The organism is Humibacter antri (assembly GCF_054777235.1).
On the sequence record NZ_BAAHAW010000007.1, the window covers coordinates 12,728 to 39,423 of the forward strand.

Genomic DNA, 26,696 nt, shown 5'->3' on the forward strand with positions numbered 1-26,696 from the left:
GCATCGGGCGCTCACTTCCTCGGGTGCCTGTCGGCGATCGGATGTCTCGGGTGTTGGATGTCTCGGCTATCGGACGTCTCGGCTATCGGACGTCTCGGGCGAACTGCGATCTGGTGAATCGGGCCGCGCGGCTAGCCGTTCATGCGACGACGCTTGCGAACGATGACCAGGCCGGCTCCCAGCACGGCCAGGAGCAGACCGGCGAGGATGCCCGCCGTCAGGTCGGAGCCGGTAGAGGCCAGGCCGCCGTCGGATGCCGCGGCTCCCCCGTTCGAGCCCGTGCCGTCGCCGTCCGCCGCGGCTCCGCCCGGTGCGGTGCCGCCCGGTGCGGTGGAACCGCCGCCCGAACCCCCGCCCGTGGCGTCGTCGCTCACGGTGATCGCCAGCTTCTTGACTCCCAGAACGCTGCCGGAGACCGCGTCACGCACCGTGACGGTCGGCGTGTAGTCGCCGGCCTGCCGGTACTGGTGACTCAGCGGGACCGCGTCGGCCGTGCCGAATGCTGCGAGGGAGTGCGCCGACGCGTTCTGCTTCGACCCGTCACCCCAGTCGACGGATGTCGTCGTGGCTGCGCCGCCGATCAACGCCGGAACGGCGACAGTCGGCGTCAGCTCGACACTCGCGTCCGGTTTCACGGTCGTGCCCGACAGCGACGCGCCGACGGAGACGGCGGGCGTCCCCGGTGCCTCGTTCTGCGTGCTCGGCAGTCCGCCGAGCACCGTGCCGGCATCCACCAGCTGGATCGAGTCCGGACCCTGACCGGACTTCTCGGTGGTCAACGCGATGGCGATGTCGTTGCTGCCTGTCATGTTCAGGAACCCGCGCGGAATCGTGAACTGCGACTGCGGCCCCACGTTGCCAACGAAGTAGCCGGTGTTCCAGCCGTTGATGTAGATGACCGCGCGGGCGTAGTCCTGGCGCCCGTTGTCGAACGCCGCGTCGTTGATCTTCAGCGCGAAGGCGGTGTCGGTGCCGTTCGGAACGTTCAGGTCGAAGCTCGTGCGGTACCACGTCACGCCCGGTTGAGCAGGCTTGAACGACGTGGCATCGGCCCAGGCGGAGTCGGGGTAGCCGGGCAGATACCAGCCGGCACGCTCGCCGTAGAGACCGCCGACGTTGTACATGGTGCGGGCCGTGTCGGCAGGGTTCTCCTTGCCCTGGGCGCCTTGGATCCTCCAGGTCACGGCACCCGTCGTCGCACCCAGGTCGGCGTCGTAGAGTCCACGATTCTGCCGGGAGAGTCCGTTGTCGCTCCAGTCCAGGTTCTGGCCGCTGTTGTTCACGAGCACCGAGACGACGGCGGCCGTGCCGGCGGTGAGCGAGCCGGCGGGAACCGCGAACGAGTGTGCGGATCCGTCGGCCGCGCTCGCACCGGCGTACTGTCCGTTGATCCACACCAGCATGTTCGCGGCCGAGCCGCCCTGACCGGTCAGGCTGATGCTCGTGGGCACGCTGCTGGGCGTGAAGTGCGCCCGGTACCACGTCGCACCCTCGTCGAACCCGTAGAAGTCCGTGTCGAGAACCACGCCCTGTTTCGGGCCCGGGCCTTGCCGGGTATTCGCGGCGGTCGTCGCGTCGGCGATGGTCCACCCGCTGTCGTCGTAGCCGGCGGCCTCCTCCGGCCCGTCGGTGGCGACCTTCCAGTTCGTCAAGGCGGGGATCTTCGCGGCGGCCGGACCGCCGATGCCGGCGACGAGCGCCCCTGCCGCATTCGTCGTGGTGTCGACACTCTGCCCGTTCCAAGTGAGTGCGGTCACACCCTTCGGCACGTAGACGGTCAGTGTCGAGGCGCCCGTGGTGTCGCCGGTGAGCTCGGCGGTCGACCCGTCGATGGCGACGGTGCGTAGAAGCTCGACCCCGGCGGCCAGCACCGTCGCGTTGCTCGTCGCTCCGTCGGTGCCCTCGACCTGCCAGGTGTCTGCCATCGCCTCACGGTTCGTGATGTTCACCAACAGATCGGATGCCCCTCCGCCGGAGATCTTCACCACTGTCGGATCGCCGTGGGTGTAGTTCAGGCGCAGGGTGTCGCCCGCGGCATCCCACGTCTGCTGCACTCCCGAGCCGATCAGTGTGGTCACGGTGGGTTGCGAGGCGAAGTGCAGCACCGTCTCCCCCGGGTCGCCCTTGTAGCCGTCCAAGGTGAGCAGGTCGCCCTGTGCGGTCGGTATGACTCCGGCGAGCTCGCTGGTCGTGTAGTACAGCTGGTGGTCGCCGAACTTGTCGTCGGCGGTGACCATGATCGCGTCGCGTCCGTGCAGCATGAGCGATGTGCCCGCCTGCTGGGGAACCCGCGGGAAGGTCACCGCGTTGGCGCCGCCACTGCCTGCGGTGAGCACATTGAACGCGTCGATGGAGACGAACGTGCCCTGCGACGCGGCATCCTTCTGTCCCGTCACCACGATCTTGATGGTGTGCTGCGCATTGCTCAGCCCGGTCTTCTGGAACACGACCTGCTGCGCCTGCGGCGGGTTGCCCGCGTAGAACGTGTCGACCGTGCCGACCTTGGTGCCGTCGATGTAGACATCAGCGAGCCCGTGATTCAGCGACTCCGGCGCGATCCACTGGATGCCGGTCCCGGTGAAGGTGTAGCTGGCGGAGTCGCCCGTGGTGTCGGAGTACGTCTCGGTGCCCTGGTAGTCGGCGGCCGTCCAAGACTTGCCGCTGTCGTGCGTCCAGCTGCCGGAGTAGCCGATGGCGGCATCGGTGTCGTCGCTGGTGTACTTGGCTGCGGTGTTCAGCACGTTGAACGCGTCGATGGAGACGAACGTGCCCTGAGACGCGGCCTCCTTCTGCCCGGTCACCGTGATGGTGATGGTGTGCTGGCCGGGAGCAAGATCGGATGTCTGGTACGCGATGAACTGGTATGACGCGTTCTGCGCGTTGAACGTGTCGACGTTCGTGGCGACGACTTTGCCGTCGATGGAGACGTCGGCGTAACCGTGGTTCGTCGACTGCGGGGCGATCCACTGGATGCCCGTGCCGTTGAACGTGTACGAGGCCGTGTCGCCTGCGGTGTCCGAGAACGTCTCGGTGCCCTTGTAGTCTCCGGTCGTCCAGGTCTGGCCGCTGGCCGGTGTCCAGCTGCCCTTGTAGGTGATGGCCTTCGTGTCGGTGTCATCGGTCGTGTAGGTCTGCTGCGCCGGTGTGCTCGCGGCCGACAGGGTGAGCGGCACCGTGAAGCCGACCGTCCCCGTGGCGTTGCTGTCCGCCTGCCTGAAGTCGAGGGTGCGGGCGCCGTTGCCCGTGACCGATGTGGTGCCCTTGTTCTCGGTGGAGATGCGCTGGTAGGCATCCACGGTGCCGCTGCCGGAGGTGACCGTCACGGTCGGAGCGGATTGCGGGATCATGTCCGCCAGCTGCGGAAGCGCCTGCTGGTAGTAGCCGATCTCCTTCTGCGTGGCCAGCTTCGGCGTGAGCTGCCGGTTCTCGTTGATGGCCGCACCGTAGTCGTACGAGGTGAACCCGGACGAGGGAGATCCGGTCCAGCCCCAGTTCGTGCCCCCGTACTCCATGTAGTAGTTGAAGGCGGTGACGCCGTTCGCGATGTTGTCGACGCCGTACTCCCTGGTGAAGTCGGGGTCGACGAACCGGGCGCACTGATCGGTGTTGAACGAGGCTCCCCAGGGGGTGAAGGCACCGCCCTGACCCTCCGGAATGAAGTTCGGTCCGTTCGGGTCGAGGGCACGCACCTGGCTCTCGGTGTCGCTGACCTGCCCGCGTGCACCGCCGCAGTTGAATCCGAGCGGGTAGTTGTCGTGACCGTACACGTCGAGGCCGACGTTGCCGGCCACCCCCGACTTGCCCGGCACGAACCTGCCGCCCAGCGCGTAGTCGTTCGTGAACAACGGCACGGTGATGCCGTCGTTCTTCACCTGGGTGGTGAGGTCTTTCATGTAGGCGGCCTGGGCGCTGCCGTCGCTGAGCATCTCGTTCTCGACCTGATAGAGCACGATGCTGCCGCCGCCGTCGGTCACCTGGTGCTTCACGGCGATCTGGTCGAACGCGTTCAGCCAGGACTCCTCCTGCTTCAGCACATCCGGGTCGTCTGTGCTGCGCAGGGATCCCGCGCCGCTGTCGGTCAGGTACGCCGGCAGCCCGCCCATCGAGATCTCGGCGTTGATGTACGGCCCTGGTCGGGCGATGACGTAGAGGCCCTCCTGCTGTGCCATCGTCAGCAGCAGGTCGATGTTCTTGATGCCGCTGAAGTCGAACTTGCCCGGCTGGCTCGAGTGCAGTCCCCAGAAGAAGTACAACGAGACTGCGTTGAAGCCCGCCGCCCGCATCTTCTGAAAGATGTCGCGCCAGTCGCTGGTGGACGGCTCACGCCAGTAGTGGAACTCACCGGAGAAGACGTTGAGCCGCTGCCCGTCGACCTTGATCGATTTCGAGTCGTAGGTCACCGTGTGGTGCTTGCCGTCGTTGCCGGGGAAGTGCACCGAGTTCTGCACATCGGCCACGGTCTTCACGGCGGTGGTCGCCGATGGCCGCCGCGTTGCGGCCATGGCCGATGTCGGCCCAAGGCACATCGCCAATACCGTGACGAGCGCGGTTGCTGCGGTGAAGACCGTGCGCTTGTTCATGTGATGACTCTCCGTTGCGGGTGCCGATGGAGTGCTGTGATGGGGGTGCTGCGGTGCCGGAAGGCGGCGCCGGGTTGCCCCGGTCAGCGATGGGAACGACGACGCAGACGCGCCACGACGATGCCGAAGCCGGCCAGGAGTGCGATGAGGCCGATGGAGACGGGCAGCATCACGTCGGAACCCGTGGAGGCGAGACCGCTTCGGGCTGAGGCGGACCCGTTGCCGGACTGCGTCGTGGAGGCCACCGCACTGGTTCCGCCCGGGCCGCTTCCGCCCGAGCCGCCTGTTCCCGCGCCGGTGCCGCCCTGGCCGTCTCCGCCGGTGCCGCCGGATCCGGGGGTCGAGGCTGCTGTCACGGAAAGCGGTACGGATGCACTCAGTGGTGTGCCACCGGGCTGGGTGACCACGACCGTGTAGGCGCCGGGGGCTGTGGCCGCCGGAATGGTCACCTGGGTCTGCAGCGCGCCCGAGGCATCCGTCGTCGCCGTACCCAGCTGCACGTCGCCGACATCCATCAGTCTCAGGCCCAGTGCGACGGCCGGTGTCGCTTCGTGGAGGGCGATCGTCAGCTGCGTCGAAGGAGCGAAGTCGCTCGCGTTCAAGGTGAGGCTCCCGCCCGCCGCGACGGACGACGCCGAGGCGGTCACCGACGGCGGGGTGACATGCGGCAATCCGCCGACGTTGATCTCCGCCGCACCGCCGAAGGCCAGCCCATTGATCGAATCCAGCCCGACCAGCTTGAGATAGCGTCCGGTCTTGGCGGCCGAGAACTCGAACACCTGCGCGTAGGTCGTGATGTCTTGGAACGATCCGGTCATCACCGGATTGCCCCAGTCGCCGGTGAGGCTGTCGCCGACGTACACCTCGAAGTCCTTCATGCGGCCGTTGCTGTTGCCGGCGCGCTGCAGGTACGAGAACCCGCTCACGTCGTACTCCTTGCCGAGGTCGAGCACGATCCAGTGCGGGTAGGGGTCGGGCGACGCCCCCGAGTACTGCGTGTGCCAGTACGTGTTCGGATCGCCGTCGATCGCGTTGCTGGCCGGTGCGTTCTCGGCCGACGTCTCCTGCGAGTCGACGCCGCCGATCGTGAGGGTCTTCTGGTCGATCTGGTCCTTCAGCGGCACGACGTTCGAGTCGATGTGCACGGGCGCGGTGGCCGTTCGACTCCCGGCAGTGGCCGTCACCGTGTAGTCGCCGGCGTAGGTGGACGGCGCGACCGGAAGCTGCAGCGCCAGGGTGCCGTCGGGCCCGGGGCGCACAGCGCCGATGTCGGTGCTGCCGATCGTCATCGTGACGTACGAGCCCGGCTCGAAGCCGCTGAGCGTTCCGGCGAGGCGCCCTCCGGCATCGGCCGTGGGGCTGACCGTCAGTTTCGCCGGCTGCGAGGAGTCCCACGGGGCGGGTCCGGTGGGATCCGGCGTGCCGGCTTTCACCGTCGTGACGAACGTCGTCTTCGTGCCGTCCGAGGCCGTCACGATGCCGGTGTAGGTGCCGGATGCCGCATAGACGTGAGTGCCCGTGATGGAGTACAGGCCGCCTGCGCTCAGCGACGTGCGCGCGGTGTCCGTTGCGAAGATGGCCGCGGTCGCCGGGGTGCCGTCGCCCCAGTCAACGGTGGCGGTCAGGCCACCGCCCACGGTGGAGTTGCCGACGCCGCCGGAGGCAGAGGCCGTGTCCGTGCTAACGCTGCTGCCGTCGGTCGAAGCCTCGGTACCGGGAGCTGCGAGCTCTCCGACGGACAGGCTGAGGTTGCGGCCGGGTGAGACTGCGACCGGCAGACCTGCCATAGACCACTGCCATGCGGCACCGGGGCTGTCGTAGAAGTTCAGGTGCATGGCGAGCAGGTCTGCACCGGCGTAGGCCAGCCGGCTTGTGAAGTCGCTGAGGTTGCGGTTCGACTGTGCGGTCCATCCAACCTCTGCAAGGGCGATTGCCCGTGGGAAGGCGAGGAACTGCGCCTGCGACCCGCCGCGGATTGTCTCAGACCAGAGCGGGCCCTCGACGCCGAGGATGTCGCTGTCGGGGAGGTTCGCGCCGTTGTCCTGCACTGACGCAGCAGGATTCCAGTTGTAGGACTGCTGGAAGTCGTGCGCGCCGAGCCAGGTGAGGCCAATCGGTGTCGAGCTGGTGTACTTCTGGTCGAGATATGCGTTCGAACCCGTCGACATGAGAATCTTGGCCCCGTCGTTCTTGACGGCGTTGAGCGTGTCAGCCGTGTCGCCGTACCAGTACTGCAGCCCGTCGCCGGCCGTCAGGCCGCCCACTGCGGCCTCATTCCAGCCGATCGCCTTCTTGCCTAGGCCGTGCACGATCTGTACGGACTTCGTGACAAATGTCTTGTAGTCCGCCGTACCTGTAACATGCGACTCATCGCCGCCGACGTCGATGTAGTCGCCAGGAGTCATTGCAGCGAGTTGAGTGAGCACGTGAGTCATGAACGTCCAGGTAATCGGCGCGTTCGCATCCAGAGTGGAGTACCCGACGCTGCCGGTGCCGTTGGCGGGTACCGTGCCACTGGCATCGACCGCCGGCTGAGTGCCCGTGGTGTTCAGCTGCGGAATCGCGTGTAGCACCGCGTTCGTGTGGGCCGGTGCGTCGATCTCCGGAATGATGGTGATCTGCCGTGCCGCCGCGTAGGCGACCATTGCTTTGTAGTCCGCCTGCGTGTAGTAGCCCGTGTGGCCGAGCTCGTTCTGGTAGCCCTCCTGCGTCATGGCTGTCGCGCCGGACACCGCGGTCAGCCGCGAGTAGTCGATCGGGTCACCGGGCGCTTTGCCGTCATTGGTGATCTGGATGCGCCAGCCCTGGTCGTCCGCCAGGTGCAGGTGCAGCACAGACATCTTGAACAGTGCCATCTCGTTGACGAGTTGCTCCACTTCAGGCACGGTTTGGAAAGATCGTGCGACATCGAGCATGATCCCGCGGTAGCCAAAGCGTGGTGCATCGGTGATCGTGACCGACGGGATGGTCCAGGCATCCTGCACGACCGTCGGCGATTCTGCGAATGCAGGCAGCAACTGGCGGATGGTCTGCACCGCGTCGAATGCTCCATGCGCGGTCGGGGCAGTCACCGTCACTCGCGCCGCGGAGGAGTCCAGGGCGTAGGCCTCGGCGTTGCCTGGGAAGGCACTCACGTCGCCTTTGCTGAAGACAATGTCGCCGTCGCGCGCGCCACTGGTCACGACAGGCAGCGCGAAGCCCGTCGAGGCGCGCAATTGTGTCGCCAGGAAGTCCGCGCTCGACGTGAGGGCAGGATCGGTCACGATGCGGGAGCCGGCGGTCAGTTGGAACGGGGCCGCCCCCGAGTGCACGGTGAGGTTCTGCGGCTTTGGCGTGAGCCCGTCGGCGGTCGAGGGGGCCACAATGGGCTCCGGGCCGTTCCAGACCTCGAACTCGAACAAGGAGATACCGTAGAGGACGCCTCCGACGGCTGTCCGCTTGATGCCCTGCACGCGCACGTACTGGTACGCCGTGTTCGCGGAGACCTTTGTCAGCTTCTCGGTGTCACTCGTGCCACAGGTCGGCGAGATCACACCCGTCGCGTCCGTGAAATTCGTGCCGTCGTTCGAGACCTGCAGTTTGTACTGCGCAGCGCAGGCCGCCTGCCAGTCGATGACGACGTGATCGATCACGGTTGGCTTGGCGAGTTCGACTGTAATCCAGGCGTCATCCGCCTTGTTGGATGACCACCGTGTTGAAGTATCGCCGTCGATCGCCAGCGCGGGGCCGAAGTTGTCCGGGACTTCCTGACCGGAAGCAGTTGCGGTAGCCCCTGCGGAGGCGAGCGCGACATTCTGCCCGACGGAGGGCGGCGGAGTCGGCGCGGTGGCCGCCGCACTCCACACCTGGAACTCGAAGAGCGAGATGCCCCAGTAAGCGCCGCCGATCTCGGTGCGCTTGATGCCCTGCATGCGCACGTACTGGTATGCGGTCGAGGAGTCGACCTTGGTGAGCTTCTCGGTGTCGGCGGCGCCCTGAGTCTTGGTGCCGCAGGTCGGCGAGATGGTGCCGGTCGCGTCGGTGAAGTTCGTGCCGTCGTTCGAGACCTGCAGCTTGTACTGCGCGGCGCACGCCGCCTCCCACAGGATCGTGACGTGGTCGATTACGGTCGACTTGGCCAGCTTGACGGTGATCCAGGCGCTGTCGGAGTAGTTCGACGACCAGCGGGTGGTTGCATCGCCGTCGATCGCGTTGGCCGGCCCCCACTCGTTGGGTTCCTCCTGGCCGGATGCGGTGACGGTGGCCCCAGCGCTGGCCAGCGCGACGTTCTGGCTCTGGGTGCCGCCCCCGTACGCGGGGTCGGTGGATGCCGCTCCAGCCGTGCCGACAAAAGCAAGCGCAAGTGCGGTAGCCGCTGCGGCGACTGTCGCAGTGAGGCGATTCAGCGTGTGGGAACTTCTCATCGTCGAGGAAATCTCTCTGCTATCGATAACACCAATTACGGGATACAGCAGTGCATTGGTGACATTAGAGGGTCTTGTGCATCGCAGTCAACCGCACGGTAGTCGGCGTCACATTGCACGCACGTGCTTGTGCGATCGATAACACTGGCGGTAGGTTGGCCTCACTTTTCCCGATGCGCGTGCTTGTGCACGTCGTTTGTGCGGCAGTGTGGCCATCGTGACGTGCTATTGGCGTATCCGGCCTGGTTTTCCGCCGCGCAGCCGGGCCCGACCTGTCACGTAAGAGGGGGCAACCTGTGAGTGAGAGCCCGCGCGGTGCGCGCGCTACGCATTTGATTCGCTGGATTGCGGCAGGGTCGGCGGTCGTCACCGCTGTCGGCTTCGCGTTGGCGGGGGTAGCAGTGCCTGCTGCTGCTGCCGGGCCGACCACGGCCTGGGATGGGTCGCATTTTCAGGTGGACACGCAGGGTGCCCTTTCGCGCTCGGATATCGTGCTCGGCTCTGCGCCGACCAAGAACACCCAGTCGATGCCGCTGGGAAATGGCACCCTCGGGGTCGCGGCGTGGGACGCCGATGGCTTCACGGCACAGTTGAACCGGGTGGACACCATGCCTGACCGCAAGTCGCCTGGGCAGGTCGAGATCCCCGGATTGTCGGCACTGACCGATGCACCGGACTATAGCGGGCGGCTGTCGTTGTATAACGCCACCCTCACGCAGACCGGCGGCGGTATGTCTGCGACTACGTTCGTTCCGGCGGGCAAGGACGAGCTCGTGGTTGACGTGCACGGCGCCGACCCCACCAAGCCGCAGACGGTGACCCTGCATCTGTGGAATGGTCGTACTCCGACCATCTCGACAGCGAACGGCGTCGGGGTGCTCTCCGAAACGTGGCAGGACACCCGCGGGTCAGGCGCGACCGGTGCCACCTTCGGCACGCTCGCGGCGGTGACGGCATCCGGGCGCGACGTGACCGCGACCAGGGTTGACAGCGAGAGCGTCGAACTCTCGTTCACCCCGAATGCCGACGGCTCGTTCCGCGTCATTGTCGCGGCACCGCACTGGGCGGGCGGAGATGCGACCGCGACCGCAGCCTCGGCGCTCGGCACGGATGCGACGACGCCGCTGCCGGACCTTACTGGGCCGCACCTGCAGTGGTGGCACGCTTTCTGGGGGCATACCGATGTCATCCAGATGGACAGTGCCGACGGCAGCGCCCAGTACATCGAGAACCTCCGCAACGTCGCGCTGTATTCCGCGGCATCCGAGGAGCGCGGCTCTATCCCCGGTACGCAGGCCGGCGTGGCCGACCTCTTCAGCTACTCGGAGGACTCACATCAGTGGGATCCCTCGGCGTACTGGCACTGGAACATCCGTGCGCAAACGGCAACCCTTCTAGGCGCAGGCGATGCGAGCCTGACCGACCCCTACTTCGACTTGTATCGCAATGACCTGCCCGCGCTCCAGTCGTGGACACAGCAACACCTGGCGGGCTACCAGGGCGTCTGCGTACCTGAGACGATGCGCTTCAGCGGACAGGGCTTTGAGAACGAGACTTGGCTTTCCTCTCCAGGGCTGAACTGTGACAGCTCCGCAGGCGGCTACTACAACAAGCGAACGATCACCACCGGCGCGGAGATCGCCCTGAACGTGTGGCTGCGCTACCAGCTCACCGGCGACGAGTCGTTCCTGAAGGCGAACTATCCGATCATGCAGCAGGCGGCACAGTTCCTGGCCAGCTATGCGAAGGTCGGCGCCGACGGCAAGCTGCACACTTACCCGTCGAACGCGCACGAGACGCAGTGGGATGTGCACGATCCGACCACGGACATCGCTGCGATGAAGGCGCTGTTCCCGGTCGTGATTGCAGCGGCACAGCACCTGAACACGGAAAGTGGCCTGGTAGCAACGTTGAAGACGGACCTCGGCGAACTCCTGCCGTTCAACACCACAGGCACTGGCGGCAACCAGGTGATCGCCGACTCGTACGACGCGAACGCCCCGATCGAGAACAGTGAGAACATCGGGCTCGAGCCGGTGTGGCCCTACGGGGTCATCGGCGATGATTCCGGTGCCGCCACGACGTTGGCGATCAACACCTACGACAACCGGCCGAACAAGTACGTCAACGACTGGTCGTTCGACGCGGTGCAGGCCGCGCGACTGGGGCTGCGCGATCAGACGAAAGCTGCCCTGGTGCAACTGACAGAGAAGTACCAGGTGTTCCCTTCGGGCCTTGGCAATCTCTACGGCACGGTCGGTGCCGAGACCTATGTCGAGCAGGCGGCGGCCGCGGCCCTGGGTGTACAGGAAGCCCTCGTCCAGAGTTATGACGGCATCGTGCGGTTCGCACCAGCCGTTCCGAGCGACTGGAGCGTGTCCGGGTCGGCGCAGGTGCCGGGCGGGACAGCGCACGTGCAGACCGTCGGCGGCACGGTGAGTACCGCGGTCATCGACGCCGACGCCGACACGGTGCTGAAGATCCGCAACCCGTGGCAGGGTCAGCAGGTTCATGTGCTCGCGGTCGCCAACGGCTCCTCTCACGAAGTCATCGCCCCGACCAGCGCGGGCACGTTCGCTCTGACCATGACCCACGGCACCAGTTACGTCATCGAACGCACCGTGAGTCCCACCACCAGCCAGGTCTTCGCACCCGTGACCGGCACCCCGGCGACAGCGGTGAAGACTCTCGGCAGCCGCACCATCGGCATCTCCGGGCCAGGGGAGCCGCTTGCCTCGCTCGCCGCTGGCTTCAACAACGTGAGCATCACCGACGATACGCACACGAACGGCGGCAACATCGACGGCGGCGGCAGCGCATCGATGTCACTGCAGGCTCTCGCCGCAGTGGGCGCGAAATCTGGTGGAACGGTGGACCATGACGGCCTCGACTTCGCCTGGCCGGCATCCGGAAACCTTCAGCCCGACAACATGATCAGCGCCGGGCAGACGATTCTGGTGGGCAAGGCCGCGAAGCGAGTCGGCTTCCTGATCACGGGCACCTACGCGCCAACCGGCGGCGAGATCACCGGCGACGCCATCGTGCACTACGCCGACGGCACCACCCAGAGACTCACCCTGCATGCGGCGGACTGGAGCGCCGATCCCCTCCCCGGAACCGACGTCGCCCTGCAGCCAGCGTACGAGAACCGGGCGAACAACACGCAGTACGACCATCCAGCGCACGTGTACTACCTCTCGTTCGACCTCGACGCCACGAAGGCGGTCACCTCGATCACTCTCCCGCGTGTCTCGGATGCCACGCCTGCCACCGTGCCGATGTTGCACATCTTCTCCATGGCCTTCGAGGATGCGCCGGCCACCAACCCCGGCGGGACCGGCCCGAACCCGAACGGCAACGGGAGCGCGGGCGACGGCAGCAATCCGGCGGCCCCGAGCGGCACCTCAAGCGCCCTCGGCACCGGCTCCGCCGCACACGGACAGGGCAACGGTGACCTCGCAAGCACCGGCAGCAACCTGCTTCTACCTGTGGGGCTCGGGGTGCTGCTGCTGATCCTTGGCGGGGTCGGCATCCTCGTGATTCGCCGACACTCCACACGACCCTGACACCTCACTCGTACTCCACAGGGAGCCCAATGCCTCTTGGCAGTGGCTGACTGAGGGTGACCCCCGTATCGGGTCAACCTCACTCACCGGACAACTGCTGACACTGACCACCAGCAAGTAGGGCCCACCCGCAAAGCCCTCCACGCGCGCACTCCCAAGCAATTCAACGAATCATTCCACGCGCGCATCTTGACATGATTTCCGGGGGTGAACGTGACGCCCCTTCGCGAACTACAAGCGCGTCCGCGAACCACGACGTGGTTCCCACGATGTCGGTGTCGGCATCCCGCGCGGCGAGACCGTCGTCGAGGCTTCCGCAGCCACGCAGTCCGCCATCACCAGCGCACCCGCCCGGGCCGTGCAGCGCCGCGATGGTCTCGGCCAGCGTGCGGTCGCCCCGGCCGCGACGACCGCGAGCTCGTCATCGAGCGTCGATGTAATGAAGACGTCATCGCCCGAGACTTTGATCAGGCCGATCATCGGCAGCCGCAAATGCTGCGAAAGGGGCCGGATATCATCCAGCCCCTGGGCACGGATGCCGACTGCACCGTCGAGTTCGTCTGCCGGCGCCATGCCGAGCAGCGCCCCGGCCCGCGGCGTGGCTTACCGGGGTGCCTGGCACGAGACGACGAGCCTGCCACGCAGGGACTCGATCACCGCGGGCGGCTGCGTATTCGTCAAGTCAACTCCCGAAAGGCGAGGTGAGCCGAGTAGGGCGCGATACAGATCCTTGTCCATCACCTGTTGCACCTGAGATGGCCGGACGATCTGCGGCCGGCGCCTCGACACAAATACAGCTGTTGTCGGTAACCAATCACAGCTGTCCGCCCTGACCGCTCAGACCCGCTTGCGACCTCGCCAAACGCGTGAGACAGCCATCGCCGCGAGCCCGGCCGCGAGCAGCAGGCCGAACACCCACAGGGGCCCGGTCACATCCGACCCCGTGTCGGAAAGCGCGCGAGAACCACTGGCCGCCACGACGGTTCCCGCTCCGGCCCCTGTCTGACTCCCTGGTTCGGTGATCGTGCCGGGGTCGGCCGTGACGGTCAGAGTCGCCACGGCCGCACTGCTGCCGGCCGTCGCGATGACATGGTGGTCGCCGGATGCGACGCCGACGGGCGCGGCGACGGTCGTCTGGAAGGCGCCGGAGGCATCCGTGTGGGCCGTACCCAACGCGATGGGCGCGGAGTGAAGGGTCAGTGTCACCGAGGAGTCGGGCGCCAGGCCCGACCCGGCGATGTCCCACTCGTTCGGGTGAACACCCACCGTGAGGCTACCGAGCGACGCAGTAGCCGTGAGGGGACCGCCGACCTGCGCCCCCGAGGCGTCGGTCAGGCGGACCTCCGCCATGTTCGCGCCGGGCTGCGCGGGAACGGTCAGCGAATAGTCGCCCTTCGCGTCGACCCGGTAGTTCTGCCCGTCGAGCACCGCCTGGATCGACCCGGAGCCGCCCGACACGGTGCCCTGCACGGTGAAGTGCGACACCCCGTCGGAGTCGACGGTGACGGCAGCAGTCGGCGCGCCGGCGGAGAGATTGGACGTCGCCGGGAGCGCTGGAGCGCCGACCGACTTCCACGGCACGTCGGAGACCCGCGAGTAGCCGATACCGGCGGCATCCCAGCCCTGCGCCTGATTCAGCAGACGTGCCTGGAAATCGTCGAAGAGCGACGGGTCGCCGGCCCTGTTCTCCTTCGGACTCCACGCGATCTCCGCCACGGCAGGCAGGCGCGGGAACAGCATCGTGTCCATGTACTTCGATACCGGATCGAACGGCTTCGCATCCGTCCACGGCGTCGTCGTGCCGTTCTGGTTCGTGGCATCGGCCCAGAGCGCGAACTCGACGCCGAAGATCTGCGAGTCGTTCAGGTTCAGCGTGCCGCTTCCGTTCGGCACGGCGGTGTCGGGATCCCACTCGTAAGCCTGGGCGAGGTCCGTGTAGCCGCCGTTGATCCAGGTGAGCCCGTACGGGGTCGACTTGTCGTACTTGATGTCGAGGTACGTGCGGTCAGCCGGCGACATCAGGATCTTGTTCCCCGCGGCGACGGCGGTCGCCACATTCGCCGCAAGGCCAGGGTCTCCCGTCGTCTGCGCGTAGTTCTGCAGCACGCCGCCGGCCGGCAGGCCGGCGCCGTTCTCCCATGAGTTCCACGCCATGACCTTCTTGCCCGTCTGGGTCACGGCTGCGTTCGCGATCTGCGTGTACTGCGTGTACTGCGCGCTCGTGAGTCCGGCGGATTCGTCGCCGCCGGCATGGATGAACGCACCGGGCGTCTGCCCTGCGACGTCGTTCATCACGTTCGTCAGGAAGGTCTGCACGTTGCCGATGTGTGCAGCATCGAGGCAGAGGTTCGGGCCGCGGCCGAAGCTGGTCCACGGCGGAATGGCCTGGTCGTTGCAGTTCAGGTCGGGGATGGCGGACATCGCCGCGCCCATGTGTCCGGGTCCGTCGATCTCGGGCACGACCTGGATGAACCGGGATGCCGCGTAGTCGACGATCTGCTTGTACTGCGCCTTGGTGTAGAACCAGGGCCCCGCGACGCCGTTGTCCACGGTGCCGGCCGGGATGCCGCTCTCGACGGATGCGCCGACCTGCGTCAGCGCAGGGTACGCGTCGATCGCGAGCCGCCAGCCCTGGTCCTCCGTAAGGTGCAGATGCAACGCGTTGAACTTGTACTCGGCCAGGTAGTCGATGAATCTCTCGACCTGGGCGACCGGGTAGAAGCGCCTGCCCACGTCGAGCATGCCGCCGCGGTAGTCGAAGCGCGGCGCATCCTTGATCGTGGTCGGCGCGATCGTCCAGGCGCCCTTCTGCACCGTCGTCGAATTGATCGCCTCCGGCAGGAGCTGACGGAGCGTCTGCGCGCCGTCGAACACCGCCTCGGCGGATGTCCCGGTGATGGTCACGCCGTCACCCGTGACGTTCAGCTGGTAGGCCTCGTCACCGCTTCCCGCGTTCGGCGACACCGCCAGGGTGATGGTGTTGGCTCCGGCCGGCGCCTGATCGGCGACGGTCAGGTCGAAACCGGTCGCCGGCTTCAGGATGCCCGCAAGATAGTCGCCGACGGCCTTCGTCGCGTCGCTCACGACGATCGCGGTCGATCCGGTGAGGGAGAACGACGGGCCGGTCCCCGGTTTCACGCTCTGCGGCTCGGGGATGAGCGCGGGATCGCCGGTGGGAGCCACGTAGTTCGGGTCGACGGCGCGCACCGACAGTTCGGCGATCGTCGTGGTCTGCGTGTTCGCCGCGCCGATGTCGTTGTAGGCGGCGAGCTTCAGGTAGCGCCCCGTCGCAGGCGAGGCGAAGAACGCGGTCTGGGTGGCGGTGCCCGACGCGAACGTGCCGCCGGCCACGGGCGACCCGAAGTCGTTGGGGTCGTTCGAGACGTAGGCCCGCCAGTCGCCGATGTTGCCGTTGGTGTTGTTCTGGCGCGGCGTGTACGTCAGCGCACACACGTTTGTGGCCTTGCCGAGGTCCACGATGATCCAGTTCGGGAAGTCCTCCGTGCCCACCGACCAGCCGCTGCTCCAGAACGTGTTCGGGTCGCCGTCGATGGCATTGGTGGCGGGCGTGTTCTCGGCCCCGTAGTTGGCGGTGCTCTCCTCGGTGTTCGCGATCGCGGCGACCGGACGGATGGGCGTGGGCGCGCACCCCGCGGTGGGGCTCGTGCTTGCTGCGGGTGCCGCGGGGAGGGCGAACGGAGCAGGAAGCGGCAGCGTCTCTCCAGCCTGGGTGATGCTGAACGGCGCTCCGCCGGCCGTCGCGTTCAGCGTCACTGTGGAGGTGAAGGCGCGAGCGTCGACGTCGGCCTGAGTGAAGGTGTGGGTCTTGGATGCGCACAGCATGCTGGCCCCGGGGCTGAGCGTTCCGGTGATGCAGCCGGCGAGCGCCTCGATGTTCGACGTGCTCGACATGCCGGTCAGCGGTACGTTCCCGGTGTTCGTGACCCGCACCATGTACGAGATCTGGTCACCCACGCCAAGGCCAGGCGGGGCGCTGTAGTGGTAGACATCCGGGATCTCTTCGATCGTGGCCGCAGGCGCTGGCACGACTGCCGGGCTCTGGAGCGTCTTCACCTTCAGGTCGGTGACCGTTCCGGTGAAGAACCACTGATCGGTCGGATCGGACTGCTTCGAGCCCTGGAACCTGGCACCCCCCAGGGTGAGGCTGTCCATGCTGCGCAGGCTGGAGAAGAACTGCTGACTGCCTTCCGTGCAGAGCGTGGTGCCGTCGAGGGAGTAGACGGTGGTGCCGTTCATGGCGGTGAGAACGAGGGTGTGCGACTTGCCGTCGGCCACAGAGCTCACTGCCGAAGCGCATCGGGCGAGGTATGCAGGCGATCCGGCCCGGATCTCGTAGTAGGGCGATGCCGGATTGTTCAGGGTGAGCAGGAAGTCGTCGTTGCTGACACCCTTCTCGGTTGCGCCGAACAGGGTCTTGGGTGCACTCGAGGTGGACGTCGTCTGGAACGTGACCGAGATCGAGCCGCCGGTCGCCCCCTGCACCTTGCCGAGCTGGTTGCTCAGGTCGAGGAGCGAGGTGCCGTCGAAGACGTGGGTGGAGGTGTCGTCGATCGCCGTGACGAGTTGACCGCTGCGGGCGATCGAGGCGGATGAGGCCAGCTGCGACGACGCTCCGTCAGCGGTATAGGTCACGGTGATCGGTTCGGTCGCTGCTGGAGCCTGGGCATCCGCCGTGACGGGAACGGTCACCGTCACGCTCGCACCCGCCGCGATCACCGGCACCGCGGCGCTCCCGGCGATGAAAGGAGCGGAGGCGACCGAGACGGTCCCGGCAACGATGGCCGTCTGCTGTTGGTTGGTGATCGTCACCGGAACACCGGTCGCATTGCCTGCCGACAGCGTCACCGACGTCGGCAGCGAGATCGGTGCGCACAGCCCGGCGAGCTGGCCGAGCTGGAATGAGGCGAACGTGATGTTCTTGTAGGCGTTTCGCTCGTACAGCGCCGCAACGACCGGGTCCTGGCCGGAAGCGGTCGGCATCATCGCCAGCGTCGAATACGCCGACGACCCGGTCTGCAGAACCTTCGAGACCGGCCAGGTCTGACCGTCGTCGCAGGAGAGCCTGATCGTCGTGTTCATGCGGATCGACGGGTCGTCGTTGTTCGAAGAGAGCATGATCTTCGACTTCGGATCGGATGCCGGGGCATCCGGGTAGACCCGCATGATGGTGCCGTTGTCGTTCGGGTCGACGAGCTGCGCGTTCTGCGTCACAGGGCCCCAGGTCGCGCCACCGTCGGTCGAGATCGCCTGGTACCGGTGACCGGACCCCCGCAGGTTCAGCAGCAGGTTGCCGTCGGAGGTCTCCGCCACCTTGTTCTCATTGCCGATGCCCACGGCGCCCGGTGCGCCGTGCTGCCACGTCGCTCCGTTGTCGTCCGTCCAGGCGCTGACGACGCCGATGCCGCTGCCGGTGTTCACCACGTACTGCTGCACCAGGCGTCCGGCGTACTTTCCGGTCGCCAGGTAGGTGGAGGTGCCGGATGCCGCGAAGGTGCCCTTCCAGGCCGGATCCTTCGTGCCCGCGGTGATGTCCTCCTCGTGCCACGTCTTGCCGTCGTCGTCGGAATAGCTCATCAGGTTGTGCGTGATGTTCGGGTTGGAGGGATCCACTCCCGCCTGACCGCCGAAGAAGCCTTGCTTCTCGGACCCCGTGTAGAACAGGAAGATGCGGTTCGTCGACGGGTCGTACCCGAGCGACGGGTCGCCGAACCCGTCGGGGTAGGGTCCGCTGCGCTGCACCATCTGGTCGTCCCAGGTGGCCCCGCCGTCGTGGCTGATGCGCACGATGTTGTCGATGTGCGACGGCAGGTCGGAGGCCGTGTGGCGGCCGTCGTATGACGTCACGATCGTTCCGTCGTTCGTGACGATGAGAGCAGGTATGCGGTACTGCCGGTAGTTGCCGTCCTGGCTCTGTGCGATGTCCACGCGGTGCAGTGTGGTGAGCTCGCCCGGACCGTCAGGCGTGGCGGTGTATGCCGTGTGCTGCGTGGTCGGCGCGTGGTACGGGATCGAGCCGGCGGTCGGGTCCGCCTGTGCAGCGGTGGCGCCGAATCCGGCGAACACCAGGGCGAGCGCGCTGCTTGCAGCAACTGCTGCCGTGAGTGACTTCTTCGTCATTGCTGGTCCTACTTCGTCGACGCCAGACGGATGTTCGCACTTGTGCGATGTCCAACATCGGACGTTAGCGATCACAAGTGTGGGCGTCAAGTGGTGGAGTGCAGTATTTCGTCGCCGGCGGCAGCGTGCCGGCCGTTGACGAACGCCTTCCCGGCGAACTTCTGTGGGGTTGCGGGTGGGTCGGATCAGAGTGGATCATCAAAAGCGCTTCGCCCGCCATCCCGATTCGTCGCGAAACCGTTATCGATGCCATTGGTTCGTCGTCATGCGTCGCGCGCGTTCGTCTGTCGCGCCTCACGTCTCGAGCCGGCGTCGTTCCACGCATGCCTCCACCGTGAGAGGGTTCCTCCATGCCCTCACCGCAGTCACTCAGTGAGACCGACCGCCGCATCGTGGCGGCGTGGGCCGCCGACTGCGCGGAACGCGTGCTGCCGCTTTTCGAAGCGGAGACCGACGACGACCGCGTTCGCGACGCGATCGAAAGAGCGCGCGCGTTCTCGCGCGGAGAACTCGGCGCGGCCGAGGAGATTCGCCGGCGCTTCGTGGCCGGCCGCGCGGCGCAGTCCGCGACCACGCCGGCTGCGAAGGCGGCTGCTCGTGCCGCAGCTCAGGCATCCGGGGTCGCACACATGGGCGCGCACGCACTGGGTGCGGCCGCCTACGCCGCCCGCGCCACCGCGCTCGCTCACCCCGAACGGCCCGACGCGACCGACGACGAGATCCGGTGGCAACTGGAGCACCTGTCCGCCGAGGCGCGGATGGCTCTCACTCGCCTGCCCGCTCTCGGCGAGAACTCGTCCGGCCCGCTCGGCTCCGGACTCCTCGCCTCCGGTGAGCTCGGCTCGATCATCCGGCGCCTGCAAGCGGGGTTGAGCCGCTAGCTACGCGAGCGGCACTCACTTCGATCCGACCGATCTGGATGCGCGGCAGTCCTTCGTTGATCTCGACGACGAGAACCCAGAAATCGTCGCCCGGGTGGGCAGCCTTCGTCCGCCTCCTCATCCGACGGCTCCTGCCCAAACGACGTCTCCGCGCGAACCCGAGGGTCGCCAAACGCAAATACACGCGATGGCACGTCAAACGCGCCCACCTCGCCACCTGGCCGCAACGGCAGCACACCGCCCGCCACACCGTCACACGCTGCTGACTGAACGGTATTGCGGTTGACTCCGCCCCTTTGACCGTCGGTTCTGCATCAGAGCCGGCAGTCCGAATTCTGCGGCGGTTCGCCGCGAGATTTCATTTCGCGGAAGATGGCGAAGGCACACGCCGACAGCGACATTCATGCTCGCAAGCGGATCCGCCTACGGGCGTTTCATGTAGACCCATGGCGTGTTGGTGGGCCTTGTCGGTGTCGGGCGTTCCGCCGGGGTGTCATCCGCCCCAGTATCCGATGGCGGTTCCGGGTGGTGCTGTTGCGCAGGTGGCATTGGTGGGGACTTCGAGCGAGTCGGCGCGGATGCCTGTTCCGCTGTTCACGGGTGTCACTTCGAAGACGAGCCCGTTCTGGGCGTTGGTGCTGGCTGCGTACTCGATCATCTGCGCGTCGACGTGGACGTTGCCGGCGGCGTTGCTGCTGGTGACCTCTTCCAGCGTCAACCCTTGAGGAGAGTGCGTCTTCAGGTAGTCCACCACGGAATCCACCGATGACCCGGGTACCGTCCAGTAGCCGGTGACGTCGGCCATGGGCTGGCACCAGAAGCCCATCGCGAGGGCGGAGGCGACACCGTCGGGCCGTGTCGGGCTGGCGGCAGCGCCAGGTGGTACAGCCACGGTGGCAAGGCGGGCGCGCGCTGTCGCCATGGAGGCGGCATCCGCGGTCACTCCCGGTCGAGGAGAGGGGAACGCGGGCCCGCGGATGGCGGCGGGGGTCGGTGCGGGCGCCCCGATCTGTGTCGGAGCAGGTGGGACTGAAACAACGGCACCGTGAGCGTCTATGCCGGCACAACTGGACAGGGCGAAGCAGACTACGACGGCGATGGTTCCCACGCCGGCGCCGGCCCACCCAGAGGGCCGATGTACACGAGCACTCTTGTCGTCGATACGCGCCACGCGCGCCAGGCTACTCCGCTGGGCCAACGACACGGCAAGCGCTCTGGGCATCATCGTTTTCGTGCTGATGAGAGTTGCGGCGTTGCGGTCAGCCGAGGTTCTGGAACAGGTTCGCGTCGCGCGAGGTGTGTCCATCGACGTTCGTCACGTACAGCTCAAGAGTGAACTTCGTATCACCGTGATCGAGCGCGAAGTCGATCCATTGCCCCGGTCCGGTGAGGGTTCCCCGGGTGATGATCTTGCCGTACTTGCGTTCCTCGGTACTCAAACTCGCGCCAGTGCGCTCTGCTGGGTCACGCACCAGGTACCGCACCGTGTAGGCGGCAGCTGGCATCGCGGTGAGGTTCGGCAGGAGTCGCACGTCAGCTTTGCCGGCGCCAACGGGCTGTTCGGCCCACCGGTAGTTGGGCATGGTGGGTGTCAGGGAGTCGTTGAGATCACGGATGCCCGACCGGTCGCTCTGCGGATCGATCGGGGCCGCGCTTCCACCCGGGTGCTTCCAACCGAACGCGTTCGCCACCGGGCGGTATGCGAAGCCGACCGTCAGCGGGATCGCGATGGCAAGCGCCAGAGTGAGGATCGCTACGCGAAGAGAGCGTCGGCGCAGTCCCGTGCCGGTTCTTTGCCGATGCGTCGCAATCGCGTCAGGAACACCGCCGGACCGAACGGCATACGCGTATGAACTCGTGCCGGCTTGAGCCCAGGCCTGGACGTAAGCCGCCCGTGGAGTCAGCTGATCGCCCTGCAGGCGCGCCGGATTCCACGACAGAAACTGCAGCGGGACGTCGTGAAAACCGTCGCCACCATCCGTGATGGTGAACGTCGGCATCAGCCTGTACTGGACACCGCCCCGGGTTGCGTACCTGTGCAGGTAGGGAAAGAAGTCGACGAGTGCAGACCGTTCGATGCGCTTGCGCAGCACGTAACCCCTGGTCAGGATCGCTTCATCCGACGTCAGTGTCAGCGATACGCCCGTGAACCACCAGAAGATGCCGCCGAACAGCGCGACGAAAACAGCGCCGAGGATGATCGCGACGCCTTCATCGTTGCCGATGATCTCCGGATCGCCGGCGTTGATGACGAACGTCCAAACGAGCGCGCCAGCCGCCAGAATCACGGCCAGCCCGCCAACAAGCGCGCCGACCCAGCGAGGGACCCGCCCCAACCGGATTCTCGCCGGCAGGTCCTGCTCCCTGAAGGAGTCGGCCGATCCTGGGCTGAACATCGGCCACCTCCGCCAGCTCAAGATCGTGATCCGATCGTATGCGGAGGAATCCCTCGCCCGCGACAACCCAACCCCAGGCCGCGACGCCGCGCAATGAGCGCCCAGCACCTGCACGGTGAGCGATCCGCATGCGGTCCGCACCGTGGGCTGCTGTTCCGAATCTTCTGTGCGCTATATAGTGTGCGCGGCGTCATTCCGTGCGCTATTTCCGTCGAAGGTGACGAATCGAATGAGCGATCAGCCAGACCTTTCCGTGCCGGGAGAACCCGTCGAGTCCCAGTCTCCGCAGGCCTGGCCACCGCCGATAGCTCAAGCGCGACCGCGATTCAGTCAGTTGGCGATCTGGGGCTTCGTGATCTCCTGCCTCAGCTTGTTGATATTCGGATTCATCGGGGTTGTCGGCGTGCTCCTTTCAGCCCGTGGGTTTCGTTCCGCGCGCACGGGACTCGTTCGAGGCCGCGGACTGGCCATCGCCGGCATGATCATCGGAACACTTGGATTCCTCTACTACGCGATCACCATGATCATTCGCCTCAACGCCTAACCGCACCCCGACAGCAGACAGCGCACCCATCGCCTGCCCTTCATCTTGGGCACCCGCCCGCTGGCGGATGCCTCAGCGTGACGCGATCTGGACTGAGTACCGTCTCTCCATCCGAGCGGTGAGCTGGCCCCACTCGCTGTTCGCGGCTCGTTCGTGATGCAGGCCGAACGCCTGCTCGTCCTCGAATCGCTCCTCGACGTCGAACACCCGCCGGTCGGAGGTCGCAATCACTTCGAAGGACAGACAGCCACGCTCAGCGCGAGTCAGAGCAATGTGCTCGGGAAGGTTCGCGACGACGATGGCGACCTCCTTGTCGTCCGCGCAAAGAAGCTGTCCTGCCAAGTGAACTTCGCCCACTCGCTCACCATACGACCCTCGCTCGCCAGGCTCTTGCCCGATGAGGGATCGATCAACGGAGTGTCTTCGTCAGCTCGGAGAAGAGGTCGAAGAGGATCCCGGGAGTCCCGTACCAGCAGGGGGCCGAGCGCGAGCAGAGGGGCCGCACATCCCAGGATGCGGTGGCTCTGTCGATGAAAACGTCTGATCATCCGGTCACGATCGTACGTGGACGGGTAGACCCGACGAAGGGACACGAGAGTGAGGCGCATGGCGCGAGCGGATCCCGCTGCGCTTGCAGTCGTGCGAGTTTCGGGTCAGTGGTGGTCACGTGCTTGCAGGATGACGATGTGTTCGTCGGTGACGTAGTAGACGAGGCGGTTGGCGTCATCGATGCGACGCGACCATGCGCCGGTCAGGATGTGCTTGAGCGGTTCCGGTTTGCCGATTCCGGTGAAAGGGTCGCGCAGCGCGTCGGCGATGAGTTGGTTGATCCGCTTCAACGTCTTGCGATCCTGGGTCTGCCAGTAGACGTAGTCCTCCCACCCGCTCCGGTCGAAGGCGAGGCCGCGGGTCACGCGTCAAGCAGGTCGTGCTGCTCGAACTCGCCCCGACGGGCGCGCTCGATCGCCTCTACGAGCCGCTGGGCGCCGGCGGAGTTGCGCAGCAGGTACGCGGTCTCGGTCATCGCGTCGTAGTCGTCCTTCGACATGATCACGGCATTGCCGTGCCGCGAGACGACCTCGACGGCGGTGTGGTCATCATTGACCTGCTGAATGAGCCCGAACAGGCTTTTGCGTGCTTCTGATGCAGTGATGGCCGACATGACCGCCCCCTCAAGTGGTACCGAGTATCGTACCACTCCGACGATGTTCGGGTTTCGGGCGCCCACTCACGCTCCAGCGGCGACAAGGAGCATGCTGCCCGCTGAGGGATCGGCTTGTGCACACATGGGCATGCCAGCGCGTGGAAGGCTGTCGTTCATGCCGTGCGGACTGTTCTCGCCCATCGAGGCCTTCAAGGCTGCGCACGCATTTACATGGTTCTCGGCTGCTGAGGACACGGCTTCCCTTGCCGTCGAGGCGCGTTCCGACGAAACCTTGTGGCTCTGGCAAGCGGCACTGACCTACATCAAGAATTGGCCCCCGACATTCGTCTACCCTCCCGGAAGCATCCCAACTCCTGTAAGGAGCCCCGAGCAACCTCACAGTGTCCGAAGGCCGTGAGGTCTTCATCGCGTTCATCGACGCCTACAACCGCCTGTCAGTAACCGAAACGGGCCTGTTCGCCATGTACGTCGCCGGGGATCCCGCCGCTTGGCCGGACTGGCTCCACTGTCTCGAGGGTTCCCACTAGGCGACCCGCAGACCGATCCGGTTACGTGTCTTTCGGCGATGACCCGAGTACCAATAATTGGTACCTTTGTCGTATGAGTCTCAACACCTCGATCAGCCTGGACGACCACTTCGCGAGCTTCCTTTCGCGAGAAGTGGCGGCGGGGCGCTATCGCAGTGCGAGTGAAGTCGTTCGTGCGGGGCTGCGTCTCCTGGAAGACCAAGAGACGCAGATGGCCGCTCTGCGCGCCGCACTCGTGGCCGGCGAGGAAAGCGGGCCCGTGCAGCCCTTCGACTTCGACGAGTTCATTGCTGCCAAGAAAGCATGACCACCTACTGGCTCACGCCGGCGGCGCGACAAGACCTCTCCTCGATCTGGGACTACACCGAACAGACCTGGGGGCCGGGTCAGGCAGAGATCTACCTCGGCGAAATCGGGATGGCATTCGAGCGAATCACCAAGGATCCGGATCGAGGACGCACCTGCGACGAGATCCGTGCGGGATACCGGCGATATGCCATCGGCAGCCACCTCGTGTTCTACGTCGTTGGCGATGACGGCCGCGTCAACATCATGCGAATACTGCACCAGCGAATGGACCCGACAAGGCATATCTAGAAGCTCGGTGCCCACTTCAAAGAACTGGAACGCAAGCCGATCCTCTTGCGTGCGGTAGTCACGACATTTGGCGATGCAAAAGCACCGCCATCTATCGCTGCAGTTCACAGTCAGAGGCTCGCGATAGTGGCGCGCACGCCATCCATGCGCATGTAGAGGGTCAGCGGGTCGTCGCGCAGCGCGATGAAGCCGTTGCTCTCCCAGAAGCGGGCGGCCTGCTCGTGGAGGGCGTCTGCGAACACGGCGCGGATCCCGGCTGTGTCCGCGATGGACGCGATGCGGTGCAGCGCGTCCAAGAGCAGGGCGGTTCCGATGCCTCGGCCCGCGAACCTCGAGTCGACGGCGAGGCGGCCGATCAGGATGCCGGGCACCGGGTCGGGCTGCCCGTCGCCGAGCCGGTTCGTGGTGCGACCGCGGGCGATGCTGAACGAGGAGAGCGTGTAGTAGCCGATCACAATGTTGGTGGCGAGGGCCATCACGTAGGTGCGAGCGGAGTCGGCGGCCTGGCTGCTGCGGGCGCGGTTGTGCAGCCAGTCGTCGAGGGACGCCTCTTGGCAGAAGAACGGGTCGAGGTGATGGTCCTCGTTGAGGGGTTCCGGGATGCCGTTCACCGGATGCGGGCGGAGATGAATTCGATCTCGGCCATGCGCTCGGGGTCAGCCCAGATCGGATGCTTCTGGAATAAACGCTTGAGTTCAGGGATGACGCGAGGCGGCTCATCCAAGGCGCGAAGGAAGTCGTCGAAGGCCTCGGCGGAGAGGGTCTTGACGCGCGTGGACTGCACGACCTCCTCCGCCTCCTCGGTGACGAGGGCGGAGATGAAGTCAGTGACGCTACGTCCTTGGAGCGCGGCGGCGCGCTCGATGACCTGCTTCTGGTCGCTGGTCACGCGAACCTCGATGCGGGCGCTCTTGAGCGGTGTTGCTGACATGCCATCCAGTGTACGGCAGATTGCCGGATAGGGGGTGCCCGATAGCCAATCCGTAACCGTTCAGGAACGCTTGGGTGCGGGATTTCAGGGCTGGAAAGCATCGTCATTCGGTCGGCGTCGGGGTTGCCGTAGCGTCGAGCGACCATGCCTGGATTTCCCAATGCCTTCCGCCGGTGTGTGTCGATCCCGCCACCCACATCAGCGCCAGGCCGCAACTGGTGGAGGCCGTCGAGTTTCGCTTCCGACCAGTCAGATGCCCGGACATGATGTGGTACGGATCGGGCGAATCCAAGACGTCAAGTTGCCTACTGCCAGGATCGATGTCCCCGCACAGATCCACGACCTTCCGGAGCATATCGGTGGACTCCTGCGGGAGAAGCTTCCGCAGCGCCGCCAGCTCGGAACCTGACGGCTCGGCAAGGGCGTCCACCACCGTGTCGTAAAGCGGACGAAACGAACCAGGGTCCGCGTCGTTGGTGGACATTGGATCGGAAGGGTCCAGGTCGATGCTGCAACCGGTCAGCAGGACGCCGAGCATGAGCAGAGGGACCGCGCATCCCAGTATGCGGTTCCTCTGTCGATGCCAACGTCTGATCATCCGGTCACGATCGTATGCGGGTGAGGCAACCACGACGAAGAGACACGGTCGGAATGATCCGCGTCGCACAAGCGGATCCAGCGACGCTGCACTCCGAAGCCGTAGCCAACTGCACGCTGACCGATCCGGCTACGTGCCTATTGAGATGCGACTTTCGCGCAGCGCCCGCTTGAGTGCGGAGACGCCAGTGTAGTGGTGTGTCGTGATCCCGAGTCCTGCGGCGCCAGCGAGCTTCGCAGGCGAGTCGTCGGTGAAGAACACCGCGTTCGCGTCGACGCGCATGCTGCGGAGGACATGCTGAAACCTGGATCCACCGAGCCGATGGTGATGGCTGGCTGAGTCCGATTCGGTGGGATTTTCGCATTCTTGG

General features: G+C 66.0%; 17 protein-coding genes and 1 pseudogene. 5 read left to right on the forward strand and 13 right to left on the reverse strand.

The window, feature by feature from the left end:
* Window positions 1-131: 131 nt before the first annotated feature.
* Together ACYVDK_RS04395 and ACYVDK_RS04400 are read right to left on the reverse strand one after the other, a co-directional pair.
* Window positions 132-4,580: a beta-galactosidase gene (locus ACYVDK_RS04395; protein WP_460518510.1), complete on the reverse strand. Its 4,449-nt coding sequence runs from the start codon at window positions 4,578-4,580 to the stop codon at window positions 132-134.
* Window positions 4,581-4,663: 83 nt separating this feature from the next.
* Window positions 4,664-8,983: a family 20 glycosylhydrolase gene (locus ACYVDK_RS04400; protein WP_460518513.1), complete on the reverse strand. Its 4,320-nt coding sequence runs from the start codon at window positions 8,981-8,983 to the stop codon at window positions 4,664-4,666.
* Window positions 8,984-9,438: 455 nt separating this feature from the next.
* On the opposite strand from ACYVDK_RS04400, the gene ACYVDK_RS04405 reads away from it, so the two are divergent.
* Window positions 9,439-12,549 carry a glycosyl hydrolase family 95 catalytic domain-containing protein gene (locus ACYVDK_RS04405; protein WP_460518516.1) on the forward strand — a complete coding sequence of 1,037 codons (3,111 nt, stop codon included), beginning with the start codon at window positions 9,439-9,441 and terminating at the stop codon, window positions 12,547-12,549.
* Between the two features lie 231 nt (window positions 12,550-12,780).
* Here the strand turns inward: ACYVDK_RS04405 and ACYVDK_RS04410 are convergent, their stop codons facing one another.
* A complete protein-coding gene (locus ACYVDK_RS04410; protein WP_460518519.1) occupies window positions 12,781-13,122 on the reverse strand; it encodes a hypothetical protein in 342 nt (113 codons plus the stop codon).
* 264 nt (window positions 13,123-13,386) lie between these two features.
* Window positions 13,387-18,687 carry a family 20 glycosylhydrolase gene (locus tag ACYVDK_RS04415; protein WP_460518522.1) on the reverse strand — a complete coding sequence of 1,767 codons (5,301 nt, stop codon included), beginning with the start codon at window positions 18,685-18,687 and terminating at the stop codon, window positions 13,387-13,389.
* A 350-nt stretch (window positions 18,688-19,037) separates the two neighbouring features.
* Between ACYVDK_RS04415 and ACYVDK_RS04420 the strand changes: the two genes are divergently transcribed.
* Window positions 19,038-19,568: a putative immunity protein gene (locus ACYVDK_RS04420; RefSeq protein ID WP_460518525.1), complete on the forward strand. Its 531-nt coding sequence runs from the start codon at window positions 19,038-19,040 to the stop codon at window positions 19,566-19,568.
* Window positions 19,569-20,061: 493 nt separating this feature from the next.
* Here ACYVDK_RS04420 and ACYVDK_RS04425 read toward each other — a convergent pair whose 3' ends face one another.
* Together ACYVDK_RS04425 and ACYVDK_RS04430 are read right to left on the reverse strand one after the other, a co-directional pair.
* The gene (locus tag ACYVDK_RS04425) at window positions 20,062-20,460 is read right to left on the reverse strand and encodes a hypothetical protein (RefSeq protein WP_460518528.1); all 399 of its coding nucleotides are present in this window, start codon (window positions 20,458-20,460) and stop codon (window positions 20,062-20,064) included.
* A gap of 367 nt (window positions 20,461-20,827) precedes the next feature.
* Complete coding sequence (locus ACYVDK_RS04430) at window positions 20,828-21,964, reverse strand: hypothetical protein (RefSeq protein ID WP_460518531.1); 1,137 nt, start codon at window positions 21,962-21,964, stop codon at window positions 20,828-20,830.
* 229 nt (window positions 21,965-22,193) lie between these two features.
* Here ACYVDK_RS04430 and ACYVDK_RS04435 point away from each other — a divergent pair, with 229 nt between their 5' ends.
* Window positions 22,194-22,508 carry a DUF4190 domain-containing protein gene (locus ACYVDK_RS04435; protein ID WP_460518534.1) on the forward strand — a complete coding sequence of 105 codons (315 nt, stop codon included), beginning with the start codon at window positions 22,194-22,196 and terminating at the stop codon, window positions 22,506-22,508.
* Between the two features lie 72 nt (window positions 22,509-22,580).
* Here ACYVDK_RS04435 and ACYVDK_RS04440 read toward each other — a convergent pair whose 3' ends face one another.
* From ACYVDK_RS04440 to ACYVDK_RS04450, 3 genes are all read right to left on the reverse strand, one after another.
* Window positions 22,581-22,865 carry a putative quinol monooxygenase gene (locus tag ACYVDK_RS04440; protein ID WP_460518537.1) on the reverse strand — a complete coding sequence of 95 codons (285 nt, stop codon included), beginning with the start codon at window positions 22,863-22,865 and terminating at the stop codon, window positions 22,581-22,583.
* A gap of 296 nt (window positions 22,866-23,161) precedes the next feature.
* Window positions 23,162-23,422: a type II toxin-antitoxin system YoeB family toxin gene (locus ACYVDK_RS04445; protein WP_460518540.1), complete on the reverse strand. Its 261-nt coding sequence runs from the start codon at window positions 23,420-23,422 to the stop codon at window positions 23,162-23,164.
* Window positions 23,419-23,670 (reverse strand): type II toxin-antitoxin system Phd/YefM family antitoxin, encoded by a 252-nt coding sequence (locus tag ACYVDK_RS04450; protein ID WP_460518543.1) that lies wholly within the window; start codon window positions 23,668-23,670, stop codon window positions 23,419-23,421. The genes ACYVDK_RS04445 and ACYVDK_RS04450 overlap by 4 nt, the downstream gene beginning before the upstream one ends.
* Before the next feature lie 603 nt (window positions 23,671-24,273).
* Here ACYVDK_RS04450 and ACYVDK_RS04455 point away from each other — a divergent pair.
* A complete protein-coding gene (locus ACYVDK_RS04455; protein WP_460518546.1) occupies window positions 24,274-24,507 on the forward strand; it encodes a type II toxin-antitoxin system ParD family antitoxin in 234 nt (77 codons plus the stop codon).
* On the forward strand, window positions 24,504-24,797 hold the full coding sequence (locus tag ACYVDK_RS04460) for a type II toxin-antitoxin system RelE/ParE family toxin (protein ID WP_460518549.1): 294 nt from the start codon (window positions 24,504-24,506) through the stop codon (window positions 24,795-24,797). Before ACYVDK_RS04455 ends, ACYVDK_RS04460 begins: the two co-directional genes overlap by 4 nt.
* A gap of 110 nt (window positions 24,798-24,907) precedes the next feature.
* Here ACYVDK_RS04460 and ACYVDK_RS04465 read toward each other — a convergent pair whose 3' ends face one another.
* From ACYVDK_RS04465 to ACYVDK_RS04480, 4 genes and pseudogenes are all read right to left on the reverse strand, one after another.
* A complete protein-coding gene (locus tag ACYVDK_RS04465) occupies window positions 24,908-25,408 on the reverse strand; it encodes a GNAT family N-acetyltransferase (RefSeq protein WP_460518552.1) in 501 nt (166 codons plus the stop codon).
* A complete protein-coding gene (locus ACYVDK_RS04470; protein WP_460518555.1) occupies window positions 25,405-25,728 on the reverse strand; it encodes a type II toxin-antitoxin system TacA family antitoxin in 324 nt (107 codons plus the stop codon). The genes ACYVDK_RS04465 and ACYVDK_RS04470 overlap by 4 nt, the downstream gene beginning before the upstream one ends.
* A 103-nt stretch (window positions 25,729-25,831) precedes the next feature.
* Window positions 25,832-26,266: a hypothetical protein gene (locus ACYVDK_RS04475; RefSeq protein WP_460518558.1), complete on the reverse strand. Its 435-nt coding sequence runs from the start codon at window positions 26,264-26,266 to the stop codon at window positions 25,832-25,834.
* A 189-nt stretch (window positions 26,267-26,455) separates the two neighbouring features.
* Window positions 26,456-26,696: pseudogene (locus ACYVDK_RS04480) on the reverse strand (hypothetical protein); the annotation flags it as partial.

Excerpts from the sequence above, each read along its gene's own strand:
- ACYVDK_RS04435 (WP_460518534.1), top strand. The coding sequence starts at position 22,194 with ATGAGCGATCAGCCAGACCTTTCCGTGCCGGGAGAACCCGTCGAGTCC.
- ACYVDK_RS04455 (WP_460518546.1), top strand. The coding sequence starts at position 24,274 with ATGAGTCTCAACACCTCGATCAGCCTGGACGACCACTTCGCGAGCTTC.
- ACYVDK_RS04400 (WP_460518513.1), bottom strand. The coding sequence starts at position 8,983 with ATGAGAAGTTCCCACACGCTGAATCGCCTCACTGCGACAGTCGCCGCA.
- ACYVDK_RS04410 (WP_460518519.1), bottom strand. The coding sequence starts at position 13,122 with ATGGCGCCGGCAGACGAACTCGACGGTGCAGTCGGCATCCGTGCCCAG.
- ACYVDK_RS04450 (WP_460518543.1), bottom strand. The coding sequence starts at position 23,670 with ATGTCGGCCATCACTGCATCAGAAGCACGCAAAAGCCTGTTCGGGCTC.
- ACYVDK_RS04420 (WP_460518525.1), top strand. The coding sequence starts at position 19,038 with ATGCCCTCACCGCAGTCACTCAGTGAGACCGACCGCCGCATCGTGGCG.
- ACYVDK_RS04430 (WP_460518531.1), bottom strand. The coding sequence starts at position 21,964 with ATGTTCAGCCCAGGATCGGCCGACTCCTTCAGGGAGCAGGACCTGCCG.
- ACYVDK_RS04415 (WP_460518522.1), bottom strand. The coding sequence starts at position 18,687 with ATGACGAAGAAGTCACTCACGGCAGCAGTTGCTGCAAGCAGCGCGCTC.
- ACYVDK_RS04395 (WP_460518510.1), bottom strand. The coding sequence starts at position 4,580 with ATGAACAAGCGCACGGTCTTCACCGCAGCAACCGCGCTCGTCACGGTA.
- ACYVDK_RS04475 (WP_460518558.1), bottom strand. The coding sequence starts at position 26,266 with ATGCTCGGCGTCCTGCTGACCGGTTGCAGCATCGACCTGGACCCTTCC.
- ACYVDK_RS04460 (WP_460518549.1), top strand. The coding sequence starts at position 24,504 with ATGACCACCTACTGGCTCACGCCGGCGGCGCGACAAGACCTCTCCTCG.
- ACYVDK_RS04470 (WP_460518555.1), bottom strand. The coding sequence starts at position 25,728 with ATGTCAGCAACACCGCTCAAGAGCGCCCGCATCGAGGTTCGCGTGACC.